The following is a 21,693-nucleotide window of genomic DNA, read 5'->3' as shown; positions in this document are numbered from 1 at the left end:
GAGGCTTACATCAACAGTGGAACGGGAGCAACGCTCCGAGTTCCGTTTCTCCACGGCAACGCCCAACCCGGTTGGCGATTTGGCGGCCACGCGGAATGTTTTCGGCGCGATCGACTCCTCGTTGGGATTGCGTAACAGGTTGGCCCCGGTTCCCGCGGCCAGCGATCCGCGGGTGGAGTTTTATATCAGCCAGACGGCGGCAACCATCTATCCGCTGAAGGCTTTCGCATTGAACAACGTGGCATCTTACCCGGTGTACCTGCCGGGAGAGATGATGCTCATCATCGCGGAGAACTACGCGCGGCAGCAGCAGTTCCCCAATGCGATCGTGGCGTTGAATGCCATACGGACCAAAAAAGCCGCGGATGATGTTACGGTGTTGGCGCGAATCAGGCGCCCTATGCCGGTGCGGTGACCCAGGGCGCGATTCTTACGGATATTTATAAACAGCGCAGGCTGGAGATGTTCGTCAGCGGCCAGGAACTGGAGGATAGCCGCCGGTTTAACCGTCCGGGCCCGAACCAGCCCGGTGAGGAGCGGAACCGGAATTTCTATCCGTATCCGTTAAGCGAGCGGGATAATAATCCGAATACGCCGCAGGATCCGGCGATATAGGATCGTGAGAATAAAAAGAAGAGCCGGCTGCGCTGAAGGGCGTGGCCGGCTTTTTGCGCATAAAGCATGGTGGATACGCTGCGATTCCTGCTGGAGATAACCGGCGTTTCGGCCTTAGTGCCTCCAGCCAGCGGGAAGCTGGCGGAGCAGGGGTGTCAGATGACAGGGCGGAAGCCTGGAGTGGAATGCTTTTGGCAATTGCATATGGCTTTTTTAATTTGCAAAAGCTATGCAAATAAATATCCCGCCAACCGAAGACGAATACCAGTAGTTGATAAAAAACATTGAAAGTTTGAAGGGACAGGGAGCCATGAACCCGGAGATGATAGATGGATTTTTCACTGCTATGAACTGCGGTCCGGAGACGGTACTGCCCAGTGAATATATGCTGGTAATATTCGGTGAAGCCAACTTTGATTCACAACAACAAGCGGAGGTTGTATTACGAACGCTGATCCGTCATTGGAATGTGATCGTATCGATGCTATCGGAGGATATGGCGTTTTTGGCATTTTTTCAAGAGCATGCAGACGGGGTGGTATATGGGAACGATTGGGCCAAAGGCTTTCTGATGGGGATGGGAATTCGACATAAAAACGTCCCCGACCCCGCGTTACGTACTTCTTCGGCACCCAAATCGGCTGCGGATCGCGAAGAGCTGCTCGACGCAATAGAAAGCGCAGTGCCCGCTATTTATCAATATTTTGAACCTCACCGCCAGGCCTATGCTGAAAACATCATCAGGCGGGCAGCTATTATCGGCCCCGGCAAGGTCAAAATGCTCCTTGCAAATGCGGGAGTGGTAAAAAGTATAAACATTGTTGCGGTGCAAAATAATTAAAGTACCGAAGAGCCGTTCGCTGCTTCCCGCCCCGGTGGAAGGGGATGGTATTGTTGGCCTTGCGGGTAAAAATGGTGAAGAGATCGGGTTTTGTCGAATCAATTGAAAAGGGAAGAGTATATAAAGAAAATGGCTGTACACTGATTCGGGTGATGGAAGGTAGATTAAGCGAGGGAACTACGAAGAGTTATTCGCGCAAGTATAGGAAATAGGGCAGAGGAGAGTCTGGTTATTGATATTATTTAGTTTTGGCTTTGTAAAATTATTACTAGGAAATCGGAGCCTATCCGATTTAACCAACAATATCTTACAATGTGAAGAGTGTGGCTTAGAGGAGCCAGTAAACCACCACGATGCGCAGAAGAAAAGAAAAAGGACCGCTCTCGCGATCCTTTTTCTTTTCTTCCGCTCCCCCTGTTGGACTTGAACCAACGACCCTCTGATTAACAGCCCTTGAAAAGGCCTAATCAGGGCTAACCAGGGTGAACTTGATTTAACTTAACTATTTAATTATCAATCGTTTAATATTTTTTGACTAATTTGACAAAAGCCGTCCGAAGGCCCTTTAACGGGGACTTTGCTGGCAAATTGTTGGCAAATTTTGGAGGCCGGAGAGCCATTGTGAACCTGAAAATTTAGTCAAGATGTCATTGAGTATTTCGATCAGCCTGGACACCCGCCGGGCTAAAAAAACGGGAAAGTTTCCGGTGAAGCTGCTGGCAATTTTTAATCGCAAACCTCGCCGCTATCAGACGGTTTACGACTTGAGCGAGGAAGAATTCAAGGCTTTGTCCTCTAGGCAAAAATCAGAGTGCCTGAAAAAGATGCAAGAAACCCTCAAGCAATTGCAGCGAAATGCCGAGGAAGCGGCGGCAGGATTGCAGCCATTCACGTTGGAAGGTTTCGAGAAAGCGTTTATCCTAAACAATCCTTCTTTTCACCAGCGGAAGGCGATCAAAGAAGTCGCGGAACTCGATAACCACCCTTTCAACCAGGTGATGTATGATAACCGCTTCCCTATTTTCCGGTTGCCTAAGCCCGAGCCAGACACGATCTTGGCGGTATTCCTATTTTATATCAGCAAACTTTTAAACGAGCACCGCATCCGGACGGCTGTCCATTACCAGACTACGTACAATATACTGGCCCGCTTCAGCGGTAATGTACGGTTCGTTGATATTAATGTCATCTATCTGAAGCGTTTTGAGGCCTGGTTGCTGGAGCATGAATATTCTAAGACCACCGTCGGTATTTACACCCGTTGCCTGCGTGCCGCCTTTAATGAGGCCATTTTCCAAGGAATCATTAAGCGGGAGAACTGTTATCCTTTTGGCCGGAGGCTTTATCAACCGCCATCTTCTCGGAATATCAAAAAAGCGTTGACGCTGGAGGATGTGAGTAAGATATATTATTATCAGCCCGAAAATGAGCGGGAACGGAAAGCGAAGGATTTTTGGTTGTTTTCTTACTTGGCGAATGGAATCAATCCTACTGATATCATGCACCTTAAATACAAGAATATCGACGGTGATTATCTCGTTTTTGAACGGGCCAAGACAGTAAACTCTACAAGGCTTGATCCCCGACCCATTACGGTCTTTATTTCAGAGGACATGCAGCGGATTATTGACTACTGGGGGAATAAAGACAAGAGCCCGGAGAATTACATTTTTCCCTGGATGGAGCATAATGTTACACCTTTGCGCCAGGTAGAGTTATGCGAATTGTTTGTCCAGGCGATTAATGACTGGATGGCGAAGATCCGGAAGAAGCTGGGTATCGAGAAAAAAGTGACGACCTACGTGGCCAGGCACACATTCTCGACGATCTTAAAGCGGTCTGGCGTAAGTACGGAGTTTATCCAGGAATCGCTTGGTCATACCAGCATGAAGACGACTGAGAGCTACCTGGATAGTTTCGAAAAATCGGTTAAGAAGGAGTATTCGCAGCGTTTGGTGGCTTTTAAGGAGGGAATGGAAAAATGACATATTTCACGGGGGATTGGAGTGTTTGATTGTTCACTTTTTGGCGCTGTTCATTTTTAGTGAACATACGAATAATGTGAACAAAGAAGACACTGGTTACATATAATTTAAAGTAATATGCCGAATGCTAGTTGCCATAATATTGTTATTCAGATAGTTACGATTATGTTTGCATTTTATTTATGTTTACGTTACGCAAACAAGGCTTTTTTGCATGCAGATTGGTGGATTTACCTTACCTTTGTTTGCAAAATATAGATGTTTGCGTTACGTAAAACATAAAATTTTACAAACATGAGGGAAATAGCAACAATAATACACGAAGCGGTTGAACAATGGGAAGAACAAACAAAAATCCAGGCAAAGCTCACTGAGGGGCCTACGACTGAGGGTCTTGATGCCGCAATGGAATTCAAATATAATGGTAAGAAACACCGAGTTTATATAGAAGCAAAAAGAGAGCTGAGAAATTATCAATTACCAGAAATTGAAATGCTGGCTAAGAAATATCATCCTCTTATGGTGGTTGCGGATAACATTTTTCCAAAAATAAAGGAAGAACTAAAGGAAAAGGGGATTGCTTATCTGGAAACCAGCGGGAACATGTACTATAGAGTAGAAGATCTTTTCATCTGGCTGGAGGGGAAAAAGCCAATCATGAAAGAAGACGAAAAATTGGGCCGGGCCTTTGCCAAAACAGGTTTGAAGGCTGTATTTCACTTTCTACTAATGCCCGAACTGGTCAATACCACCTATAGGAATATTGCAGAGGTAACAGGAATCAGTTTTGGCAATATTAATTTCATAATGACCGATCTAAAGCAACAGGGGTACTTATTAAAAATCAATGATGACGAATATCAGTTGTACAGAAAAAGGGAGCTACTAGCCAAATGGATGGATGCTTACGAACATAAACTAAAGCCAAGCCTGCTTGTCGGAACATTTCGGTTTATCAATCAAACCGAGGCGGCAAAGTGGAATCAAATTGAACTCAATGACAGCAAAAGCTGGTGGGGAGGGGAGCCAGGAGGCGATTTGCTTACGAACTATCTGCAACCAGAGATATTCACCCTTTACACAACAGAGGCAAAACCAGAATTAATCAAGAATTATCGATTCCTTCCAGATCCCAATGGTTACATAAAAGTGTACAAAAAGTTTTGGAATAGCGATGAAACGAACAGTAACGTTGCTCCCCCATTGCTAGTCTATGTTGATCTTATAAATACCGGAGACAGAAGATGTATGGAAACCGCTGAAAAAATTTACAATGAGTTTTTACAAGATAAGTTTTGAACAATTGCGTTTAAGGCCTGAATTGGCTGATATGCTCCAGGCGTTAGAACGCGGCTTTAAGAAATTTGAAATTGATTTTTACCTGGTAGGAGCAGTAAGTCGGAATGTGTGGATGTCGGGAATCAATAACATTTCTCCCCGAAGAGCTACACGCGACATTGACTTTGCCGTTTTTATAAATGACAAAGGGATATATGAGGCAATCAAAGAATATTTTATATCTGAGGAGGACTTCGAGGCATATAAAGGCAATGCCTTTGTCCTTTTATGGAAGGATGGTACCCAGGTAGACTTATTGCCCTTTGGCAACATTGAGGACGAAAATCGACGTGTAACGGTTGAAGGAACGGGCTATACGAGCGTTAACGTAGATGGGTTCAAGGAAATTTATGATGAAGGCCTGCCTGAAATTGAAATGCAGGATGTAAGCCCATTCAAAGTTTGTACCCTCCCGGGAATTATTGTACTCAAATTAATTGCCTGGGATGATAGGCCGGAAGTGAGAAGAGATGATATCAAAGATATTAGCGATATCATTAGCCACTTCTTCTCAATGAATGACAACTTAATTTGGGATGAGCACAGTGATTTATTTGAAGGCGACGATGCAGATTTGCAATTGATCTCCGCCAGGGTAATAGGTCGGTTAATAAAGAAAATCGCTGACAGGAATGATAAACTCCAGGAAAGAATTCAGCGAATACTAGCCAATAATGCAGGCGAGCCGGCGGAAAGTCGTATGGCGGCAATTATGGTTGAATATTTTAATACTTCGGTGAAGGAATGCACCGACCTGGTAAGGGAAATCTTGAAGGGTTTTGAAGAATAATTTGGCGGCGGTGACGGATCAATAAATAATTACAAAAATGGAACGGCTATTAAGTGTCTTTGACGAATTAATGAAATGCAAAAATACTCACGAAGTAGACGGATTGTTAGTTGGTCATAACATTAGCAATAGCTTCTATTTCTCAGAGGAGACTTATCCCAAAATTCCTTTCAAAATTGCACGGGAGGAAATCATAGAGCTGAGGAGAAAAGGAGTATTGGCAGATGATTACACTGTTCTTGATATTTCCGGATTTAGTGCTATGGAAAAGCTCCTTTACTCCCTCATTTGGAAAAATGGTGACTTAAAGAAATTGAAGCACATTGTTGCGGGAGTTTTGGCTCAATCAGAGGATTCAGCTGTTCAGGGAATAGTTTTTCACCAATATGGCAAATTTCTTAGTGGAAAATCTAATGAGCCGATTATCGACCAACATGTTTTACGTGCTTTTGCCGTGTATGAATTCAGAGGGAATTCTACCGTTGTTGAGCGTTATAAAAAGTTGGAAGTAATTACAAAGAAGGAAATTGGATTAATTGCCCGATACAAGGAATGGCTCTCAGAAAAACTAACCTTCGAGTTGCGGCAAGATCCTGAATACACTTATCATGTTGATAAGGTTCTTTTTGCCCTCGGGAAATATATAAAATTCCAAAATCGGCGGAATACATTCACGGAAGACGATTGAGTTCATTTGCTCCTAACAATGATTTCCTTTGCCCCGGATTTCTTAAATTTCAGCAGAACAAATCATAGGGTCATGGGAAACTTCAGAAATTGGCTTTCCTCGAATATGCTATTCCGTAATATTTTGGCCGATTTCGGATCGAGATCTGCCTATACCGGGGAGCCGGGAGGGTTTATTGCTTATTTCCAATATAAAATAGGCCCCTACCAGCAGGACTACCACCTTTACTTTCCCAAAGAGCCTTTCGCTGTTCGATACAACAATGAGGTGTTCAACAAGCTATTCGAATACACCGGGGAGGATATCTATAAATACCTCGACTTCCATTTTGATGCCTTCCCCGAGAAAAACACCTTTATATTATACCTCGACAGGCAATTGACAGAAAGGTTAAAGAAAAGCTCCAGTAAGGAACGAAGAATCAAACTGGAATCAGCCGCCGATTGGGTGGCGGAGAAAAAGCAACTATTCCGGGCAGATGCCGAGTTAACCAGGGAGGATATTTCCCGGGATCTCCAACTGGTGATCGACAGTAAGGCGGCGGGCAAAGCCGAGGAGGCGCAACAGCGACTGGATAATCTGACAGATAAACTGGAGCACAAATTTGACGATGCGATTGCCCGATTGGAGAGCGCCACAAATCTGCTTCCGACCGGTAGCATCAGCCTGAATAATAAAAACCACGAGGATAAGCTGGTGCAATTACTATATATAATACAGCATCTCAATAACCCTAAAAATAGAACGGAAGCACTCTTCAGCGGCTTCAGCAATATTAACCTGGCGGCGATCCTCCGGCACCATTTCCAAGATTTTTCCGATAAAAAACCCAATACGGTCGAAAAAAATGCCAAAGCGAGCATCGCAAAACTTAAAAATAACGACCCCAAAGTCCAAAAGTTGATCCAGGCTCTGGAAGAATTCTTCTACGGATAAGGCATAATCTACCTTAGTTAATTCATATTCATGCCACTGAATGCCTGCGAACCTATTGACTTCCAATAGATAAAAATCCATGACCAATCCGGCATTGACTTCCCTTCCCGCTTAACCCATCTTGCGTCCATAACACAGAAAGTTTATGGACACTTTATTTATTCCCAACGAGAACGATTTCCGGCGGTGGATCAGAGAGGCGCTGAAAGAATGCCTGGAGAACCTTCCGGCAAAAGAGGGTGCGACTGCCGATCCGCAACAGGAGCCCTTGCTTACACGCAAGGAAATCGCCGGTATCTTCCGGGTATCATTGGTAACCCTCCATGAATGGATGAAGCAGGGCCTGCCCTTTCACAAACAGGGTGGCCGGGTATATTTCCTGCGCTCTGAAGTGCTGGAATACCTCAAGCAGAAACGTAAATCCCAGGGTAAAACGTACGGCCATGAATAGGGTAACCACCCAGGAAGCGAAAATGCTCGACCAGGTGGATTATCTCGCATTCCTGGGATTTTACCCGGAAAAGATCCGCGGGCAGGAATACTGGTACCGATCTCCATTACGGGAAGAGCATACCCCCTCCTTTAAGGTCGACAGGGCAAAGGGTGTATGGTACGATCATGGAACCGGCCAGGGAGGGACCATTATTGATTTCGGGATAGCGTATTTCCGATGCGATGTCCGGGAGTTTTTGGAGAGGCTGAAACCCTACATTTCTTTTAATCGTCCCCAACAACGCAGCCAGATTTCTATTCCATCAGCCGTTCAGCCCTCGACCAGCCGGGCTGGTGAAAAGAAAGGGATTGTCGTTTTGTTCGCCGGCCCGCTGGCATCGCCGGAGCTTTCCCGCTACCTGGCGGAACGCAAAATCCCTTTGTCAATCGCGGCAGTTTATTGCCAGGAAGTGCAGTTTGAGTTATCCGGTCGGCACTTTTTTGCCATCGGGTTTAAGAATGACCAGGGCGGCTTTGAACTTCGTAATGCACATTTTAAAGGCAGTAGTTCGCCCAAGGCGTCCACTTTCCTGGATCAGGGGTGCAATGATCTGGCGGTATTTGAAGGCTTCTTCGATTTCCTATCATTTCTTACCCTGGGGCAATACCGTCCCCAACCACCAAGCAATTTCCTAATCTTGAATTCCCTCGCCTATTTCCCAAAGCACAGATCTATCATGGATCGACATGCCGGGGTCACCCTCTACCTGGATCGGGACACCGCTGGGCGCCAATGTACCGGGCAGGCATTGATGTTCGGACCGCAATTTCGGGACGGAAGTCAGCTCTATACCGGGAGTAATGACCTGAACGATTGGCTGATCCAGAACTTTCAAAAGTTGGAGCAGGAACAATCGATCCTCCGACAGTCAGGGAAGATGATGCAGGATGTCCACCATCCTCCACCGGGTAGCCCCCAGAACAAGAAGGGTAAGCGCATTTAGGGTCTTCAGACGGATGATCTAGTAAACCTATTTCATAATTATTAAACCGAAACAGATGGCAGATTTGAAACGCAAAACGCTTTCTCTTTCCAGTGGGAAGCTCCTGAAACTTTACGGCAGCAGCCTCGCTATTTCCAAAAGCCTGGAGATTGGCGAAGGGTATGCACCCAATATTTATTCCTTCACCGAAAGCCAGCCTGGAGGAAAGGAGGCGGGCCAGGTAACCAATCCACACAAGCTTGACCGGGAGGATCTGATGGAATTGGCCGACTTCAACATCCAGCTTTGGATGAATTTGAAAGCGAACCTCCGGAAATATGGTGCGGACAACCCGAAAGTTTTCAACCAGGAAACCAGTAAATGAAGCCGGTAGGATTATCGGAGGCAATGCGACTTTTCCCCGCTTTGCTATTACCGAGAGCAGTAGCGATTTGCAGGGCAGTTTTTAAACCTCCGGTTTAAGGCAAGCGGTGTTGTTGTCGAACAAAAAACGGTTCGACAACAACGCTTGCCCACCGCTCCCGTTGGTCGCAGTGGGGGAACCGGCCTTGATGTCCGGTTTTGGAACAAAAAAATATGTGTTATGGAAACTGTGAATAGGAAAAAAAGAAGGCAGGCAGGCCGGTCAAACAGGTAAAAAAGGAAGTACGGGCCGCTGTCCGTTACAGCCGGGTGGAATACTTTGTTATCAAGGAGAAAGCTGCGCAGGCAGGTATAAGTATATCCAACTATATCCGGGAAATAACCATCAACGGGAGGGTAATGGCCCGGCTAACCGAAGAAGAAGGGCATTTTGTCAGGCAGTTAGTTGGTATGTCGGGCAATATCAACCAGCTTACCAAAGCCTGCCACCAGCAGGGACTTTTACAGGCAATGCTATACTTTGAACATTTCCGTGACCAGTTGGATGTAATACTTAAAAAACTAACGCCATGATCAGTAAACCGGTTCCGGCCCGTTCCTTTTATCATACCTGCAATTACATTGCTAACAAACCCGGTGCTGAAATATTGATCGCCGAAGGCGTAAGGAGCCATGATGTTAAACTGATGGCCGAAGATTTTGAACGGCAACGGCAGCTTCACCCGTCCAAAGAACTGGCCTGCTTTCATGGTATCTTGAGTTTCTACCCCGGTGAAAATCCTTCCGATGAAATCATGACCGAGATTGCCGGGAAGTATTTGCAACGGTTAGGCATTACCAACACACAATACGTAGTGAGCAAACATACCGACAAAGCCCACCTGCATTTGCATATTGTAGCCAACATGGTAAACAATGATGGCGAGGTTATTTCTGATAGCTGGATAGGATTACGGGGTAAAAAGGTAGCGCAGGCATTGACAAAAGAATATAAGCTGATTCCCGCTATAAAGAAGAACCTGCAGCTTACCCACCTGGAAGCCATGAATGAACTGGAGGCCGGTAAATATAAAATTTATACAGCGATTGCAGAAAACTTGCCCCATTGCCAAACCCTGGAAGAACTGGAAACCCGGTTACAGCAGCAGCGTATTGAAACCTTGTACAAGTATAAAGGGCAAACCCAGGAAAAGCAGGGTATTAGTTTTAAAATTGGCGAATATAGTTTTAAGGGTAGCCAGGTTGATCGCAAATTTTCACTGGCGGGTTTGCGAAAATCACTTGCCCTGCAAGAAAAGGAACATCTGCAGGAGCCGCGACCGGTACGGCAGCAACAACAGGTCCAACAACCAGAACAAAAGCTGTCCCTTACCAGGCGGCGGCGTACAGTGCCCAAAGAAGAACAGAAAAATGATCTGTCGGCGCTGACCACTGAACTAATGAAAGGTGCAGCCGGTATCATAGATGACCTGCTGAAACCGGAAGATACCCATGAACAGGTACCTTATGAATTTACTCTGGAAGGTTATCTGCGAGGGCAGCGCAAACAAAACCGGCGGCCCAAACGATAACATCATCGGTTCACTATAAAAAGTTATGAAGATGAATGAACAGGTTAATGACAGCAATGCAGCCTTTATGGAAGCGGCGCTGAAGAAAATAGAAGCCCAGGACAAAAAGATTGCCGATATGGCACAACAGATCGGCAGCATCCCGGATAACAGACAGGACATACAGCAGTTGAAAACCGGCATGAACGAACTAAAGGCAGAGATTAAAAATGTCCGTTTCCCTGTCAGAGAAATGCAGGAGTTTTCAAAACAATTAACCATCGGCGTAAAGTTGCTGAGAGAACCGGCTACTGTTAAAACCCTGCATCATATACCTAAATTGGCTTGGGTAACTGCCGGGCTATTCCTGGCTTTTTGTTTTGCAAGCACCGGTTGGTATATAACAGGTCAGAAGCTGGACGGGTACATAGCCAACGATACCAAATACCGGATGCTACGACTGGACACTGCACACCACTCTTTACAGCTTTCTCTTGACCGGGCAGACAGCTTATACCAGGTAGATCCTGATCTCAGGAAATCTATTTTGGAAACAGAAGAGCAGCGAAGGGTCAATTTTGAGCGACTGCAAAAAGCGGAACGGCTGAAGAATGAGGCTAAAAGGTTGGAAGAGGCGGCGGGTAGGAAGTCAAACTAATTTCTCACTCAGCATATCTTTCCAAATGATAAACCCTTTTTGCTCATCGGAATAATCGTGGAGAATACGGCTGAAATTTTCGGGCGGAGCCGTTAGAAATCTCTGCCGACCCTGCTTCCGGATAATATCCAAATAACTGTCTATTTCTTTTAACCTTAGAGGTAACTCGGAAATTCTCTTGGGGAAATGCCAAAGATAGCTGGCCTCCTCTGTATCGAGCGTTTCTAAAACAATGTGAAACTGTTCCGGCCCTTCCAGAAGAAACACAAAGGAAAATGGCTGTAATATAAACCTCACCTTTACCAAATGTCCTGCATGATTATCGGCTAGAAATCGCAGATGTCTATGGTGTTTGAATTGAGTATGCTTTAGCATATCTTCCAATAGTTCTTCCCCGGATTCATATAGAGGATGTTTTGTTTGAAGCTGAATATTTTCATCGCTTTTGTTATTGGGATTGATCCGCCCAAGCAACGGTTTGGTAACAAACTGAAAGCGAACTCCTTCGATAACCTGCCGGTCAATTTTTTTGATATCCTCCGATGACGCCAATTGTGATACCAATTGTCCATTTTCTACTTCTGCATATATAGACACCTTAATATGCTTCAATTTCAACGCTTTGGCAAAATATGGCTTCAAGACTTCAAATTCAGGCCGAATATCATCATGCTGAATTTCGAATTCTATCTTAAGATTCAATTCGGTGGCCGGGTATTCAAAAACAATACTGCCATATCTGAACTCCAGCGATTCAATAGCCACATTTATTCCCTTGTCAATAGTTACAATTGCTTTTTTAACAGCAGTGGTACTCTTCTCTTCAATAGGATCTTCAAATAAGTTTGACTGTCTTTCCAGTTTTCGATAATAGGTGTTTCTTTTTAGAAATATCTTATTGAGATAGTCAATCTTAATATCCCGGTAATCATATATAATTGGCGTAATTTCTGATCGCTGTACCCTTCCGATATACTGTATCAATTTTCCTTCAAAAGAAAAGGGATATGCCAGAAACAAACACGACGCATTTTGAAGGTCAGTTCCTTCTCCAAAAAATTGCCCTGTGGTGACTAAAGCCTGATAATTACCTGAATTCAATATTTTCCACTTTGTAGTTCTATTGCTTTCCGAGTCTTCACCACTTAATGTAACGACCTCATACGACTGTTTAAGATATTGATGTAGTGAATCAATATGTTCCTTTCGTTCTGTTAGAACAACCACCTTTTTACCGCTGTTCAATTCATTGGTGATGTCATTCAAAATCAGTTTGTTCCTGGAAGAATCATGTACCAGAATCTTGGACAATGTTTCAAACCTGTCTGTTTTTGTATTGAATGGAATATCCAGGCCAGTATTTCTAACAACAATTGAAGCCAGCTTATGCCTGCCGGTTTGCTGTGCTGTAATTTCGGCGATTATTTCCCCCAGGTGAATAAAAATCAGTTTCCCGTCATTGTATTTTCGAAAAGGCGTGGCTGTCAGTCCATACAAATAATGACTATTGAACTGGTGAATTGTTCTTCTATAGCTTTCAGCCGGAATATGATGGCATTCGTCAATCAATATTGTGCCGAATGTATCTTTTAATGCTGCATCTTTTTCTATTTCTTTAGCCAGACTTTGAATAGTAGCCACGGTAATGTGTTTACCAATCTTTGATTTCCCCTTTCCTAACTTCCCTATTTCGTGTTGGGGAATCCCCAAGAAGGCCTCAATTCTTTCTACCCACTGATCCATCAATTGTTTCCGATGAACCACTATTAATGCAGGTTGTTGCTTATCTACAATGATTTTTAACCCGATTACAGTTTTTCCCGATCCTGGTGGCGCAACAATCACACCCATATCCTTCTTGCTTACTGCTTCCAGAGCCGGAACCTGGTAACTCCTCAGTGCTGCCTGAAAGTTTAATGAAGTGGCAGCTTTTTTTTGTCTTTTGTCCTTAAAGGTGTAAGCAATACCGGTATCTTTACAAAATCTCAGTAACTTGCCGGCAAAGCCTCGTGGTAAAACAACTTCGTTCTCTGTTTCCTCTATAAACCTGAAATATCGTCCTGTCCCAAATGTATTTCTCCCAGCTTTCTTTTTGATGATAAATTCTGAATTGGCGAAATTCAATTCTTCTTTAAGAAAGGTGATGAGCGTAAGCGGTATTGCTGAGCGATTTAACCGTAAAGCATTATCTAATGATACCATTAGTTCGCTATTACCTCCGAGGTCATTGATTATTGCTTTACTGCTACCGACACTCCAAATAGAGTTATATATCTCCTCTAGCAGCTTGGTGTTCACCTTTTCAATCGCTGAAAGGAAATTCCATTGATCGGGGAATGGCATCAAATTTTCGGGATCAATAAAACAACTGTTTCCCTCGTCTAAAGCGCGCTTATGTAATGGCAACGCTATGAGGTTGCCAAGTCCTTTCCCGGAAAGTGTATCTTGATTTGGGAATAACCTATCAAAGCTCGAATTCTTATCAAATACCGAAGTCACTCCCGATTCAGTAAGGAGCGATAGGAATATCTTTCTGCTCTTAATGGCTGCATAAGGTTGGCTGAAAAACACCCATACATGCCCCCTTTACCCGAACGTGAACGTTCCAGATATGCAGGTATGTTTCTGGCTTTGCAGCATTTTAGAAATTTTTTGCTGTCGGCTATCCAGTTCTGCTCATCAAAATCCGCAACAATGAACCAGGAGGTATTGTCTTGCAATAGCGGGTATATCCCTATAAGATGCTCACCATTCAAATGTTTCGTAAGCTGGTCGTTCGTAAGCGGTAGATATTCTTTATCAGCGTAAGATTGAAAAGTGCCTCCTTTCATCTTATGAGTCCTGTATCGGTAAGGGTCGTAAAAATAAGCAGGCATATAGCCGCTTTTAGCTTCCCCACCTGGCGAACTGGCGGGTATTTCCCAGCGAATTGCAAATACGTCTTCGCGCCCCCTGAAAAGGGAGCGGAATATCTGCAATTTTTTATCGACGCTTAGTTCTGACAAATCAGTAGTGTATTTTTATTCTACTTTGTATGCTTGTACACTGCTTGTGTACTCCTTTTATAAGTGAATAAATAATCAGATTTTTCAAATAATGGTGTTTAAGTCTGCATCATTTCAATTCAAATTTCTTGTGAACTAGTAACAACATTGAAGTTCACATTCAGAGCTTCAAAGTGCTTACGTCCACATCGTATCTTATCAGCTTCGGAGTTGCGTAGTTTCTCAAAATCTTTAGTCCCCTTAGTTTCTCGAACTAGATAAATTGTCGTGTCTTCATGTTTAACAATAGCCCAATCGGGATTGTATTGACCAATAGGCGTTTCCACTCGGAACCAATTCGGTAATTTCACGAAAAGCTTTATGTCCGTTCGCTTATCAAGCTCTTCCGCAAATTTTCTTTCTATCTCACTATCGTAAACAACCTTATCAAACACGGACTTCTGAACTTCAAGGCATTCTTCGAAATAATCCTTTAATTCGTCATCACGGAATAATTGCATACTCCATTCTGTCTGACCAACGGTGAGTTTTTCGTATTTTATTCCGTCTATCATCAACTTGTACAATTCCCGGTTAATTACCCCGGAAACTTCATCCATAAAGCGTTGCGGGTTCACCAGAAAATCGGAAAGCCGACCGCCCCCTTTGATAATATCAACAATCGTTTTTCTTGTTAATTCCGTTTGCTTTTGCACATAGGCAATAATATCAGGCAATCCCCCCGTAAAAATGACCTTGTGATAATTTGCCCTCACTTCATTAACAACAATGCCCTTAAGTTCTACATCTACTTCTGCTTCCCGATAACTTACGGTGACTGGTTCAATCGCTTCCAGTTTTTTAATAGATTCAATGCAATTTTTTATCAATGTATCAGTGCTGTATTCTACTTGGTAAGTAGTTCTGTGTTTGATTTTACTCCAAAGCGCTTCAAATTCCGGGTCGAGAAATACCTGCTTGTTTATCTTTAAGCGTTTCGGCTCTTCGTCTTTTTTGATATGCCGCTCTAATTGGTAATTTTGCAGAACGGAGATTACTTCCGCCTCTGCCGTAATAAACTTCTCTGGAAGTTTCAGGGTAAAGCCATCTACCGAAGGCTGAAATGTAGATAAAATTTTTCCGCTCTTATCAATAAACCCATTTTCAACCAAACTACTCCAAATCTCTGTTGAATGATCTTTGGTAAAGTTTATTTCTTGCTCACCAAACCATTGAGTTATTCCTTTGAAAGCCACCTTCGGAACTTTCCCAAATGTAACACCACAATCGTCCTCATACTCAGTCTGTAATTGAGAGGCAAATTCATCATAGCTTTCATTGGCTACAATGGTGAGTTTATTGATATTGTCATCAAACACTCTCTCTCCGTTCTGATTAACGGGTAATCTTAATCCCCGGCCTATTTCCTGTCGCTTTTTGGTAGCTGATCGCGTTTCATTGAGCGTACAAATCTGAAAGACATTTGGGTTATCCCAGCCTTCACGCAAAGCCGAGTGAGAAAAAACAAACTTTAAGGGTTCATCAAGCGACAAAAGCTGCTCTTTGTTCCGCATGATTTTGGCATAGGTATCATCATCAGCCTGGGTGGTGCCGGAAGTGTCTTTTAGAATGCCTTTCTTATCTTGAGAAAAATAGCCGTCATGCACCTTTTCAATGGGGTGAAAATCGAGAGGCTTATATTGAGGCAGTTTGATAAGTTCTCTATAACTTTCCTCAAAGAGTTCGGCAAACTTCCCCCGCAGGGCCTTTCCGTCTTCTGCATAAGCACGGTAATTCGCCACCCTATCAATAAAAAACAGGCTTAGAACTTTTATTCCTTTGGCTTTAACCTGTAGCTCTTTTTCAAAATGCTTCTTTATCGTATTGCGTATCTGTACCTTACTCAAATCTTCTTTTATGCCGCCTCTTTCCTGGCCTTTGTAAAGCCTGCCGACTGTAAAATCTATGAATTCATTTCCGGGTTCCGCGTTAATATCCAACACTTCAAAGCCATTTCTATACGCTTCACGTTCATTTGATATTGCAAACAGATCGCTATTTTGAGTTACCCAAAAATCCTTTTCTGCAACTTTAGATTTACCCTGCACCTGAATTCGTACTCTTGCGCGGATACTTTTTTTGTTATCCACCTCAAGCAGTTTTACATAGGCGTCATTCTGGGCATTAGCCCCCGTTACCGACGCCACAACAATTTGCTTTACCAATCCAAGTTTATAGGCTTTAACCGGATCAAGTTTGTAAACAAGATTGTACAGGTTTTTATGTGTAGCAGAAAACCGGAAGATACAAGCAGGATTCAACGACTTTATTGCATCCTGCGCCCGAGGTGTATTATCTACGCTTTGTGGTTCGTCGATAATAACAAACGGATTGGTTGCCTGAATGAACTCGATAGGTTTTCTGCCAGATAATTTATCACTTTCTTTGAAGATAACGTTACTCTTTTTGCCTTCTTCATTATCAGAAAAATCTTTTCTGAACGCATCAATGTTGATGACCATGATCTGTAACTGATTGCTAGTGGCAAACTGTCGAAGTCTGTTTGCCCTTTTGCTGTCATATACAAAATACTCGAACTCCACATTGTTATAGAGTGCGCGGAAATGTTCTCTGGTAATCTCAAGATTTTTCAGCGTCCCTTCACGAATAGCAACACTTGGTACAACGATAATAAATTTTCTGAATCCATACTTTACGTTCAGTTCAAAAATCGTTCTGAGATAAACATAGGTTTTACCCGTTCCAGTCTCCATTTCGATGGAAAAATTCATTCCGTTCTTCTGAAACTCAGCCTTCTCAATCGTATCAAGGTCGTTTTTATCAAGTACCTTGACAAGGTTGTTGTAAATAGTGTCAGGGTTAATAACAATATTATTACCAATACCAAGTTCTGATTGAAAAAGACTGCCCTGTCCCGCTTCAATCGTCGTATTGATCGAAACGGTAAAATCCTCTTTATTTAAGGGCTGCCCATCAAACAAATCGACGATGGAAACAACCGCCTCCTTCTGATATAACTGTTCGCTATCAAATTTTATCTTCATTATTACACGGTTCTAAAACTTACAACATTCTTACTTTTCATTATCTGAACAGCATTTGTCTTGAGCTGGTCATTATTCTGGAATCCCTCATCCAGGCAAATGACCCGTGTGGGTTGTTTTTCAGCGATTGCTTTGATTAAGTCGCGTGTCAGGTTCTTTTCAAGGCAGATCAACAGTTCACCGCTTGCAACACTAAAAACAGTTTTACTTTCAATCTCCAATTTCTCAATGGAAGTGGTTAGGTCAAAACCAGACTTCAATAGAATTTCATACAAAATACTTTCTTGTTGAGCATTTGATGACAAATGGCTGACATGAAGATCAAGCGCAGCCTGAATTGACTCTTCGTTTTTCTGAATTGAAGCATCCCAAATTCTGAAATTCGATTGTTCAAGTTTGAAAACTTTAAATCCTAAGTCAATTTTTCCTGAATCAGGTTTGAATAACGAGTTATCACTCGAAATATTAAGCTTTATTTTTTTTGCAGATTTCTTAATTCGTCTCTTGCAGACATCTGCAATGGTTCGTAAGCCGTTTTGATAATTTTGCGAGGTTTCTTCAATAAGCTCAGGAAGCTGCACGCATATAAATTTCCTTTCTCCTCCATCTTCCATATTTAGTTCATATACAGCCTGTGCAGTCGAGCCTGACCCTGAAAAGAAGTCTAAGACAATACCGCCTTTATCATCGAAATCATTGATGGAAAATGAAAGGAGATATTTTAATAATGAAACAGGTTTAGGAAAAGAGAATGCCTCATATCCAAATAATTCCTTCACTTCTGACGTCCCTTCTTGATTAAAAGGCCCGTTAAATAATGAAATGGGTTTACCGCTTCTTACTTTGCCTTTTTCATCTTTTAGATACTGCTTCGACCTTACACTATATTTGCCGTTGTCTTGTTTGTTAAAAACAACTTCGTCATTTGCAATGGCCTTTAATAATCTTTCTTTTTCCCAAACCCACTGTTTTTCAGGTATAATTTCGTCTCCGTTATGAGTAATAGAATATTGCAAATTTTTTCTATCGCCCATACTGGTAGTCATTAGAGGTTGTGTGATATAGCCTCCTCTAATATTGTATTTATCGTCAATGTTTTTATACGCCTTAATCTGCTCTTCATTAAGCGGTGCTGCGATATTTGAAATTGGACTTTTTGAATAGCATAAAATATACTCATGCACTTCAATAAAGCCCTTTGTTTTTGCTCCAGCGCCATATTTATTTTTCCAAGCCACTTGCTCAACAAAGTTTTCCTCGCCAAATACTTCGTCACAAATTTTCCGAAGGTTCGAAACTTCGTTATTATCAATAGAAATAAAAATTAATCCATTTTCTTGTAGCAAGTTTCTTGCAAAGAATAATCTTGGATACATCATGTTCATCCACTTGCTATGGAAACGCCCATCTGTTTCAGTATTTGTTGAAAATTTCTTCCCTTCGCTGTCTACCTGACCGGTGTATTCCAAATAAGTGCTAAGATTTTCGGCGTAGTTATCAGGATAAATAAAATCATTGCCTGTGTTGTAGGGCGGATCAATGTAAATCATTTTGATCTTGCCCAAATAGCTTTTTTGCAAAAGCTTCAATACTTCAAGGTTGTCACCTTCAATAAAAAGATTCTGCGTATTGTCGAAGTCAATGCTTTCTTCCCTATCCGGCACTAAGGTCGCAATGCTTGGCTGCTGTATGGTCTTAAAGCAATCCGCTTTGCCCGGCCAATTCATGCCAAAGCGTTCTTTACCCGTATCAACATTTTCACCCAAAGTGAGCTTGAGCTTTTCCCAATCAATTTTATTTCCCTCAGTAAATACTTCAGGGAATAGTTCTTTCAGCTTCTCAAGTTGATGATCCTTAATATCCATTGACGTCAATGGCAACTTTTCAATATTCGACATCGTTGTATTCTTTTTTGTCATTATGGTTCTTGGAGTGGGTATAGCCTGATTGATCCGTTTTTCGTTTCCCAATATGAACCGGATTTATTCCGATCCGGGAAATTGCCGGAATCAGGGCATGTTATTAACTCAGATAGCTCCAAAGTTAGTTTGCCGAACTGCTCTACGTCGGCATCGCTCACCATTGACCCATCGTAATTGAAATGCGCCCCGACCCAATTTCGTACTATAGCTAACTGCTTTATGTTATCCAATAATGTTTTCAAGTTCGCTGTTTTGGCTATTGTTGAGCCATCATATTTACCTAATGTGTTTTTACCTAAATGCTCTACTTTCAAGAGGTTCATCAACTTGCTGGATATGGCATCCAGGAGTTCCCGTAGCTGATAGTCGTTTTTGGGTTTTCTTGGCACTCTGCATTGAAACAAAACAGACAAATAATCGAAAATATTTTCCAGTATCACACCCGCAACACTGGTAATCTTCTGCCTGTCAAAATAGTTATTGTCTGCAAGGGCCTGCCGCAATTCATCAATAGCCAGCTTTCCGTTTTGAACCCTGATCCCATTGCCTAATGACCAGGGTCTTAATTCAATGAAGTGAACTTTCTGACTGGGTGCCCGGTTGTATCTATACCGATCTTTCCACGGACGATAATGCGTGGTAATGATTATATGAGCAAAATTATCGGCCTCATCATGCAAAAGCCCTATAAACCTGTCCAAGTGATTTTCGTCCACGGACATAACAACGTCATCCAGTATCAGTATGGAATTGGCTGCCCCGTATTTCTTTGCCAATGCAATAAATACACAAATTCCTAATGTATCAAGATGGGACTCGCTATAAACGGACTGCGGGGTAATACCTGACTTGCTATAAAAGTCGGCACTAAGCTCCAGCGAATTTTTTGTGGTTTGTTTTAATGTAAGGGCAATGCCGCCCAAGCTCTCATTTGGATGAAGTTTTTGATATAGTGCGTCTACGTCCGACGATATAGATACAAGCTCGTTTTGAACAAAATCCTTTCTGGCCTTTTCAACAATTTTTAATGTACCTTCGATGGCAACAAGCAATTTTTGAGTGCTTGCTGATTTTTCACGGGACGTCACTATTGAATTGTATTGGTTCTTAATAAGATTATGCTGACCTATAGCTTTTTTTATGTTTTCCGCTTCCAGCTTCTGCGCTTCCATTTCTTTCTCAATTTCAGGAAAAACTTTACTAAAACCCAGGAGTTTCTGTTCGTTGGTCTCGGTAGATTTTATAAAGAATAATTGCTTTGCAATATCCGGAAATGGTTTAGCGGAAATGGATGAAACAGTCTGTTCAAAAATGGAAATTTTCTGAATAAATGTAGAGACGGTTGATTCCAAAATCTTCTGCTTCCCATCTTCGGCTGATCGTGCATTTTTTACTGCTAAAACGATCTCACTAAATGAGTTCATTGATTCAATTTTTGAACCAATCGACTTTAAGAGATTCTCCTTCTCGATGGTACTTTCACAAACAGGACAATTCTTAACCTCGTCTTTCCCTGATATGAATTTCTGCGCAGACTGTAATAGAGAAAGAAGATCGGTATTTGCGTCTTCATTTCCTTCCTGAGCTTTTTTCATCTTTTCTTCTGCCGCTTCTCTTGCAAACCTCGCTTTTCCAATCTCTGCAACATCATTCGTATGCTTTACTTCTGTCTCTTTTATAGAATTCCACTTAGTAGTGGCATCTTCCAATTGTTTAAGCTTTCCCTCTTCTTTCGCTATGTCCCTGACTGATTCCTTTTTTGCCCAGGTCTCCCAATCCTTTTCAGGCTTTCCTTCATTCGTCCAGGTTTCCTCAAGCGTTGCGATGGCACTGGCTAATGTACTGATAGCAATTTTCTGCGCGTCATCTGTTTCTTTATTCAGCTTCCTTAAAGCATCCTCACTCTTGGAAATATTAGTTACATCTATAAACGATTGCAGTTGTTCGTATCGTTTGTGCGGTTGTTCTTCGATAAATTGCGTGATCTGGCTTCGTCTTAAATGTCTCACAATGGGATGACCCACGGCAGGATTTTTTGCGAAGCTCTTACCTGATAAAGTTGCTTGAAAATCCCCCATATCGGTTTTCAGCTCAATCTTTAGATCAGCGGGTTTGCTTGAAATGGAGGTATAAAATGACTTATCTATTGAAGACTTGTCATCCAACGATCCATGTTCATCTGTACACAGGCAAACTAAAGAATCCGTAATCGTAGATTTCCCGTTTCCGTTTTCACCGAACACCATAGTAACGGTTTTCTCACCGTCAAATTCCAGAACAAGGGGTTTGCTTGCACCCCGGAAGGAATCAATTTTCAGTGTTTTTAGTTTCATCGGAATCCGGTTTAGGTTTATTAATAACTTCTTCTAAAAGGGTCTTCCAGTCAGCTTCTTTATAAGCTCCCTGGCTAATCCCTTTAATGAACTTTTTCTCTGAAGATTTGTCAATCAAACCTTCTTCAAGGAGTTTGCTTGCGATTTGTTCGGCAAGAATGTCGTTAGGATTGTTTTGGCTCATACGCG

At 42.6% G+C, this 21,693-nt stretch carries 16 protein-coding genes and 3 pseudogenes; 13 read left to right on the top strand and 6 right to left on the bottom strand.

The features are described 5' to 3' along the window. Window positions 1-16 precede the first annotated feature (16 nt). From WJU16_RS12400 to WJU16_RS12345, 13 genes and pseudogenes are all read left to right on the top strand, one after another. Complete coding sequence (locus WJU16_RS12400; protein WP_341838619.1) at window positions 17-415, top strand: hypothetical protein; 399 nt, start codon at window positions 17-19, stop codon at window positions 413-415. Window positions 416-886: 471 nt separating this feature from the next. Beyond that, window positions 887-1,201: pseudogene (locus WJU16_RS26100) on the top strand (UPF0149 family protein); the annotation flags it as partial. An 899-nt stretch (window positions 1,202-2,100) separates the two neighbouring features. Further along, entirely contained in the window at window positions 2,101-3,441 is a 1,341-nt protein-coding gene (locus tag WJU16_RS12390; RefSeq protein WP_341838617.1) for a site-specific integrase, read from the top strand. Window positions 3,442-3,735: 294 nt separating this feature from the next. Beyond that, window positions 3,736-4,740: a type IV toxin-antitoxin system AbiEi family antitoxin gene (locus WJU16_RS12385; RefSeq protein WP_341838616.1), complete on the top strand. Its 1,005-nt coding sequence runs from the start codon at window positions 3,736-3,738 to the stop codon at window positions 4,738-4,740. After that, the gene (locus tag WJU16_RS12380) at window positions 4,715-5,569 is read left to right on the top strand and encodes a nucleotidyl transferase AbiEii/AbiGii toxin family protein (protein WP_341838615.1); all 855 of its coding nucleotides are present in this window, start codon (window positions 4,715-4,717) and stop codon (window positions 5,567-5,569) included. Before WJU16_RS12385 ends, WJU16_RS12380 begins: the two co-directional genes overlap by 26 nt. A gap of 37 nt (window positions 5,570-5,606) precedes the next feature. Then, window positions 5,607-6,257, top strand: coding sequence for a hypothetical protein (locus WJU16_RS12375; RefSeq protein WP_341838614.1), 651 nt, complete (start codon window positions 5,607-5,609; stop codon window positions 6,255-6,257). A gap of 72 nt (window positions 6,258-6,329) precedes the next feature. Further along, entirely contained in the window at window positions 6,330-7,193 is an 864-nt protein-coding gene (locus WJU16_RS12370; RefSeq protein WP_341838613.1) for a hypothetical protein, read from the top strand. 145 nt (window positions 7,194-7,338) lie between these two features. After that, the gene (locus WJU16_RS12365) at window positions 7,339-7,644 is read left to right on the top strand and encodes a helix-turn-helix domain-containing protein (protein ID WP_341838612.1); all 306 of its coding nucleotides are present in this window, start codon (window positions 7,339-7,341) and stop codon (window positions 7,642-7,644) included. Next, complete coding sequence (locus WJU16_RS12360) at window positions 7,637-8,629, top strand: toprim domain-containing protein (protein ID WP_341838611.1); 993 nt, start codon at window positions 7,637-7,639, stop codon at window positions 8,627-8,629. Before WJU16_RS12365 ends, WJU16_RS12360 begins: the two co-directional genes overlap by 8 nt. Window positions 8,630-8,684: 55 nt before the next feature. After that, window positions 8,685-8,993 carry a hypothetical protein gene (locus WJU16_RS12355; protein ID WP_341838610.1) on the top strand — a complete coding sequence of 103 codons (309 nt, stop codon included), beginning with the start codon at window positions 8,685-8,687 and terminating at the stop codon, window positions 8,991-8,993. A gap of 284 nt (window positions 8,994-9,277) precedes the next feature. Beyond that, window positions 9,278-9,565, top strand: a pseudogene (locus tag WJU16_RS26095) (plasmid mobilization protein); the annotation flags it as partial. Continuing rightward, entirely contained in the window at window positions 9,562-10,563 is a 1,002-nt protein-coding gene (locus WJU16_RS12350) for a relaxase/mobilization nuclease domain-containing protein (RefSeq protein WP_341838609.1), read from the top strand. The pseudogene WJU16_RS26095 and the gene WJU16_RS12350, both read left to right, overlap by 4 nt. 31 nt (window positions 10,564-10,594) lie before the next feature. After that, entirely contained in the window at window positions 10,595-11,200 is a 606-nt protein-coding gene (locus WJU16_RS12345; protein ID WP_341838608.1) for a DUF2730 family protein, read from the top strand. Here the strand turns inward: WJU16_RS12345 and WJU16_RS12340 are convergent. From WJU16_RS12340 to WJU16_RS12315, 6 genes and pseudogenes are all read right to left on the bottom strand, one after another. Continuing rightward, a complete protein-coding gene (locus tag WJU16_RS12340; RefSeq protein ID WP_404980345.1) occupies window positions 11,192-13,402 on the bottom strand; it encodes a DEAD/DEAH box helicase family protein in 2,211 nt (736 codons plus the stop codon). The two genes, WJU16_RS12345 and WJU16_RS12340, sit on opposite strands and share 9 nt — an antisense overlap. Before the next feature lie 132 nt (window positions 13,403-13,534). Continuing rightward, window positions 13,535-14,178: pseudogene (locus WJU16_RS12335) on the bottom strand (TOTE conflict system archaeo-eukaryotic primase domain-containing protein); the annotation flags it as partial. A gap of 146 nt (window positions 14,179-14,324) precedes the next feature. Further along, window positions 14,325-17,249, bottom strand: coding sequence for a DEAD/DEAH box helicase family protein (locus tag WJU16_RS12330; RefSeq protein ID WP_341838605.1), 2,925 nt, complete (start codon window positions 17,247-17,249; stop codon window positions 14,325-14,327). A gap of 2 nt (window positions 17,250-17,251) precedes the next feature. Further along, window positions 17,252-19,147, bottom strand: coding sequence for a site-specific DNA-methyltransferase (locus tag WJU16_RS12325; RefSeq protein WP_341838604.1), 1,896 nt, complete (start codon window positions 19,145-19,147; stop codon window positions 17,252-17,254). Window positions 19,148-19,167: 20 nt separating this feature from the next. Beyond that, complete coding sequence (locus WJU16_RS12320; RefSeq protein ID WP_341838603.1) at window positions 19,168-21,504, bottom strand: hypothetical protein; 2,337 nt, start codon at window positions 21,502-21,504, stop codon at window positions 19,168-19,170. Continuing rightward, entirely contained in the window at window positions 21,479-21,688 is a 210-nt protein-coding gene (locus WJU16_RS12315) for a hypothetical protein (protein ID WP_341838602.1), read from the bottom strand. Before WJU16_RS12315 ends, WJU16_RS12320 begins: the two co-directional genes overlap by 26 nt. Window positions 21,689-21,693: the final 5 nt, after the last annotated feature.

The sequence above is a fragment of the Chitinophaga pollutisoli genome (assembly GCF_038396755.1).
In the GTDB taxonomy this organism is placed as follows: Bacteria; Bacteroidota; Bacteroidia; order Chitinophagales; family Chitinophagaceae; genus Chitinophaga; species Chitinophaga pollutisoli.
Note: the sequence above shows the minus strand (reverse complement) of the source record. Positions and strands in the feature narration are given on the sequence as shown.

Excerpts from the sequence above, each read along its gene's own strand:
- WJU16_RS12330 (WP_341838605.1), bottom strand. The coding sequence starts at position 17,249 with ATGAAGATAAAATTTGATAGCGAACAGTTATATCAGAAGGAGGCGGTT.
- WJU16_RS12315 (WP_341838602.1), bottom strand. The coding sequence starts at position 21,688 with ATGAGCCAAAACAATCCTAACGACATTCTTGCCGAACAAATCGCAAGC.
- WJU16_RS12360 (WP_341838611.1), top strand. The coding sequence starts at position 7,637 with ATGAATAGGGTAACCACCCAGGAAGCGAAAATGCTCGACCAGGTGGAT.
- WJU16_RS12380 (WP_341838615.1), top strand. The coding sequence starts at position 4,715 with ATGAGTTTTTACAAGATAAGTTTTGAACAATTGCGTTTAAGGCCTGAA.
- WJU16_RS12355 (WP_341838610.1), top strand. The coding sequence starts at position 8,685 with ATGGCAGATTTGAAACGCAAAACGCTTTCTCTTTCCAGTGGGAAGCTC.
- WJU16_RS12390 (WP_341838617.1), top strand. The coding sequence starts at position 2,101 with ATGTCATTGAGTATTTCGATCAGCCTGGACACCCGCCGGGCTAAAAAA.
- WJU16_RS12375 (WP_341838614.1), top strand. The coding sequence starts at position 5,607 with ATGGAACGGCTATTAAGTGTCTTTGACGAATTAATGAAATGCAAAAAT.
- WJU16_RS12370 (WP_341838613.1), top strand. The coding sequence starts at position 6,330 with ATGGGAAACTTCAGAAATTGGCTTTCCTCGAATATGCTATTCCGTAAT.
- WJU16_RS12350 (WP_341838609.1), top strand. The coding sequence starts at position 9,562 with ATGATCAGTAAACCGGTTCCGGCCCGTTCCTTTTATCATACCTGCAAT.
- WJU16_RS12345 (WP_341838608.1), top strand. The coding sequence starts at position 10,595 with ATGAATGAACAGGTTAATGACAGCAATGCAGCCTTTATGGAAGCGGCG.
- WJU16_RS12365 (WP_341838612.1), top strand. The coding sequence starts at position 7,339 with ATGGACACTTTATTTATTCCCAACGAGAACGATTTCCGGCGGTGGATC.
- WJU16_RS12325 (WP_341838604.1), bottom strand. The coding sequence starts at position 19,147 with ATGTCGAATATTGAAAAGTTGCCATTGACGTCAATGGATATTAAGGAT.
- WJU16_RS12320 (WP_341838603.1), bottom strand. The coding sequence starts at position 21,504 with ATGAAACTAAAAACACTGAAAATTGATTCCTTCCGGGGTGCAAGCAAA.
- WJU16_RS12385 (WP_341838616.1), top strand. The coding sequence starts at position 3,736 with ATGAGGGAAATAGCAACAATAATACACGAAGCGGTTGAACAATGGGAA.
- WJU16_RS12340 (WP_404980345.1), bottom strand. The coding sequence starts at position 13,402 with ATGGTATCATTAGATAATGCTTTACGGTTAAATCGCTCAGCAATACCG.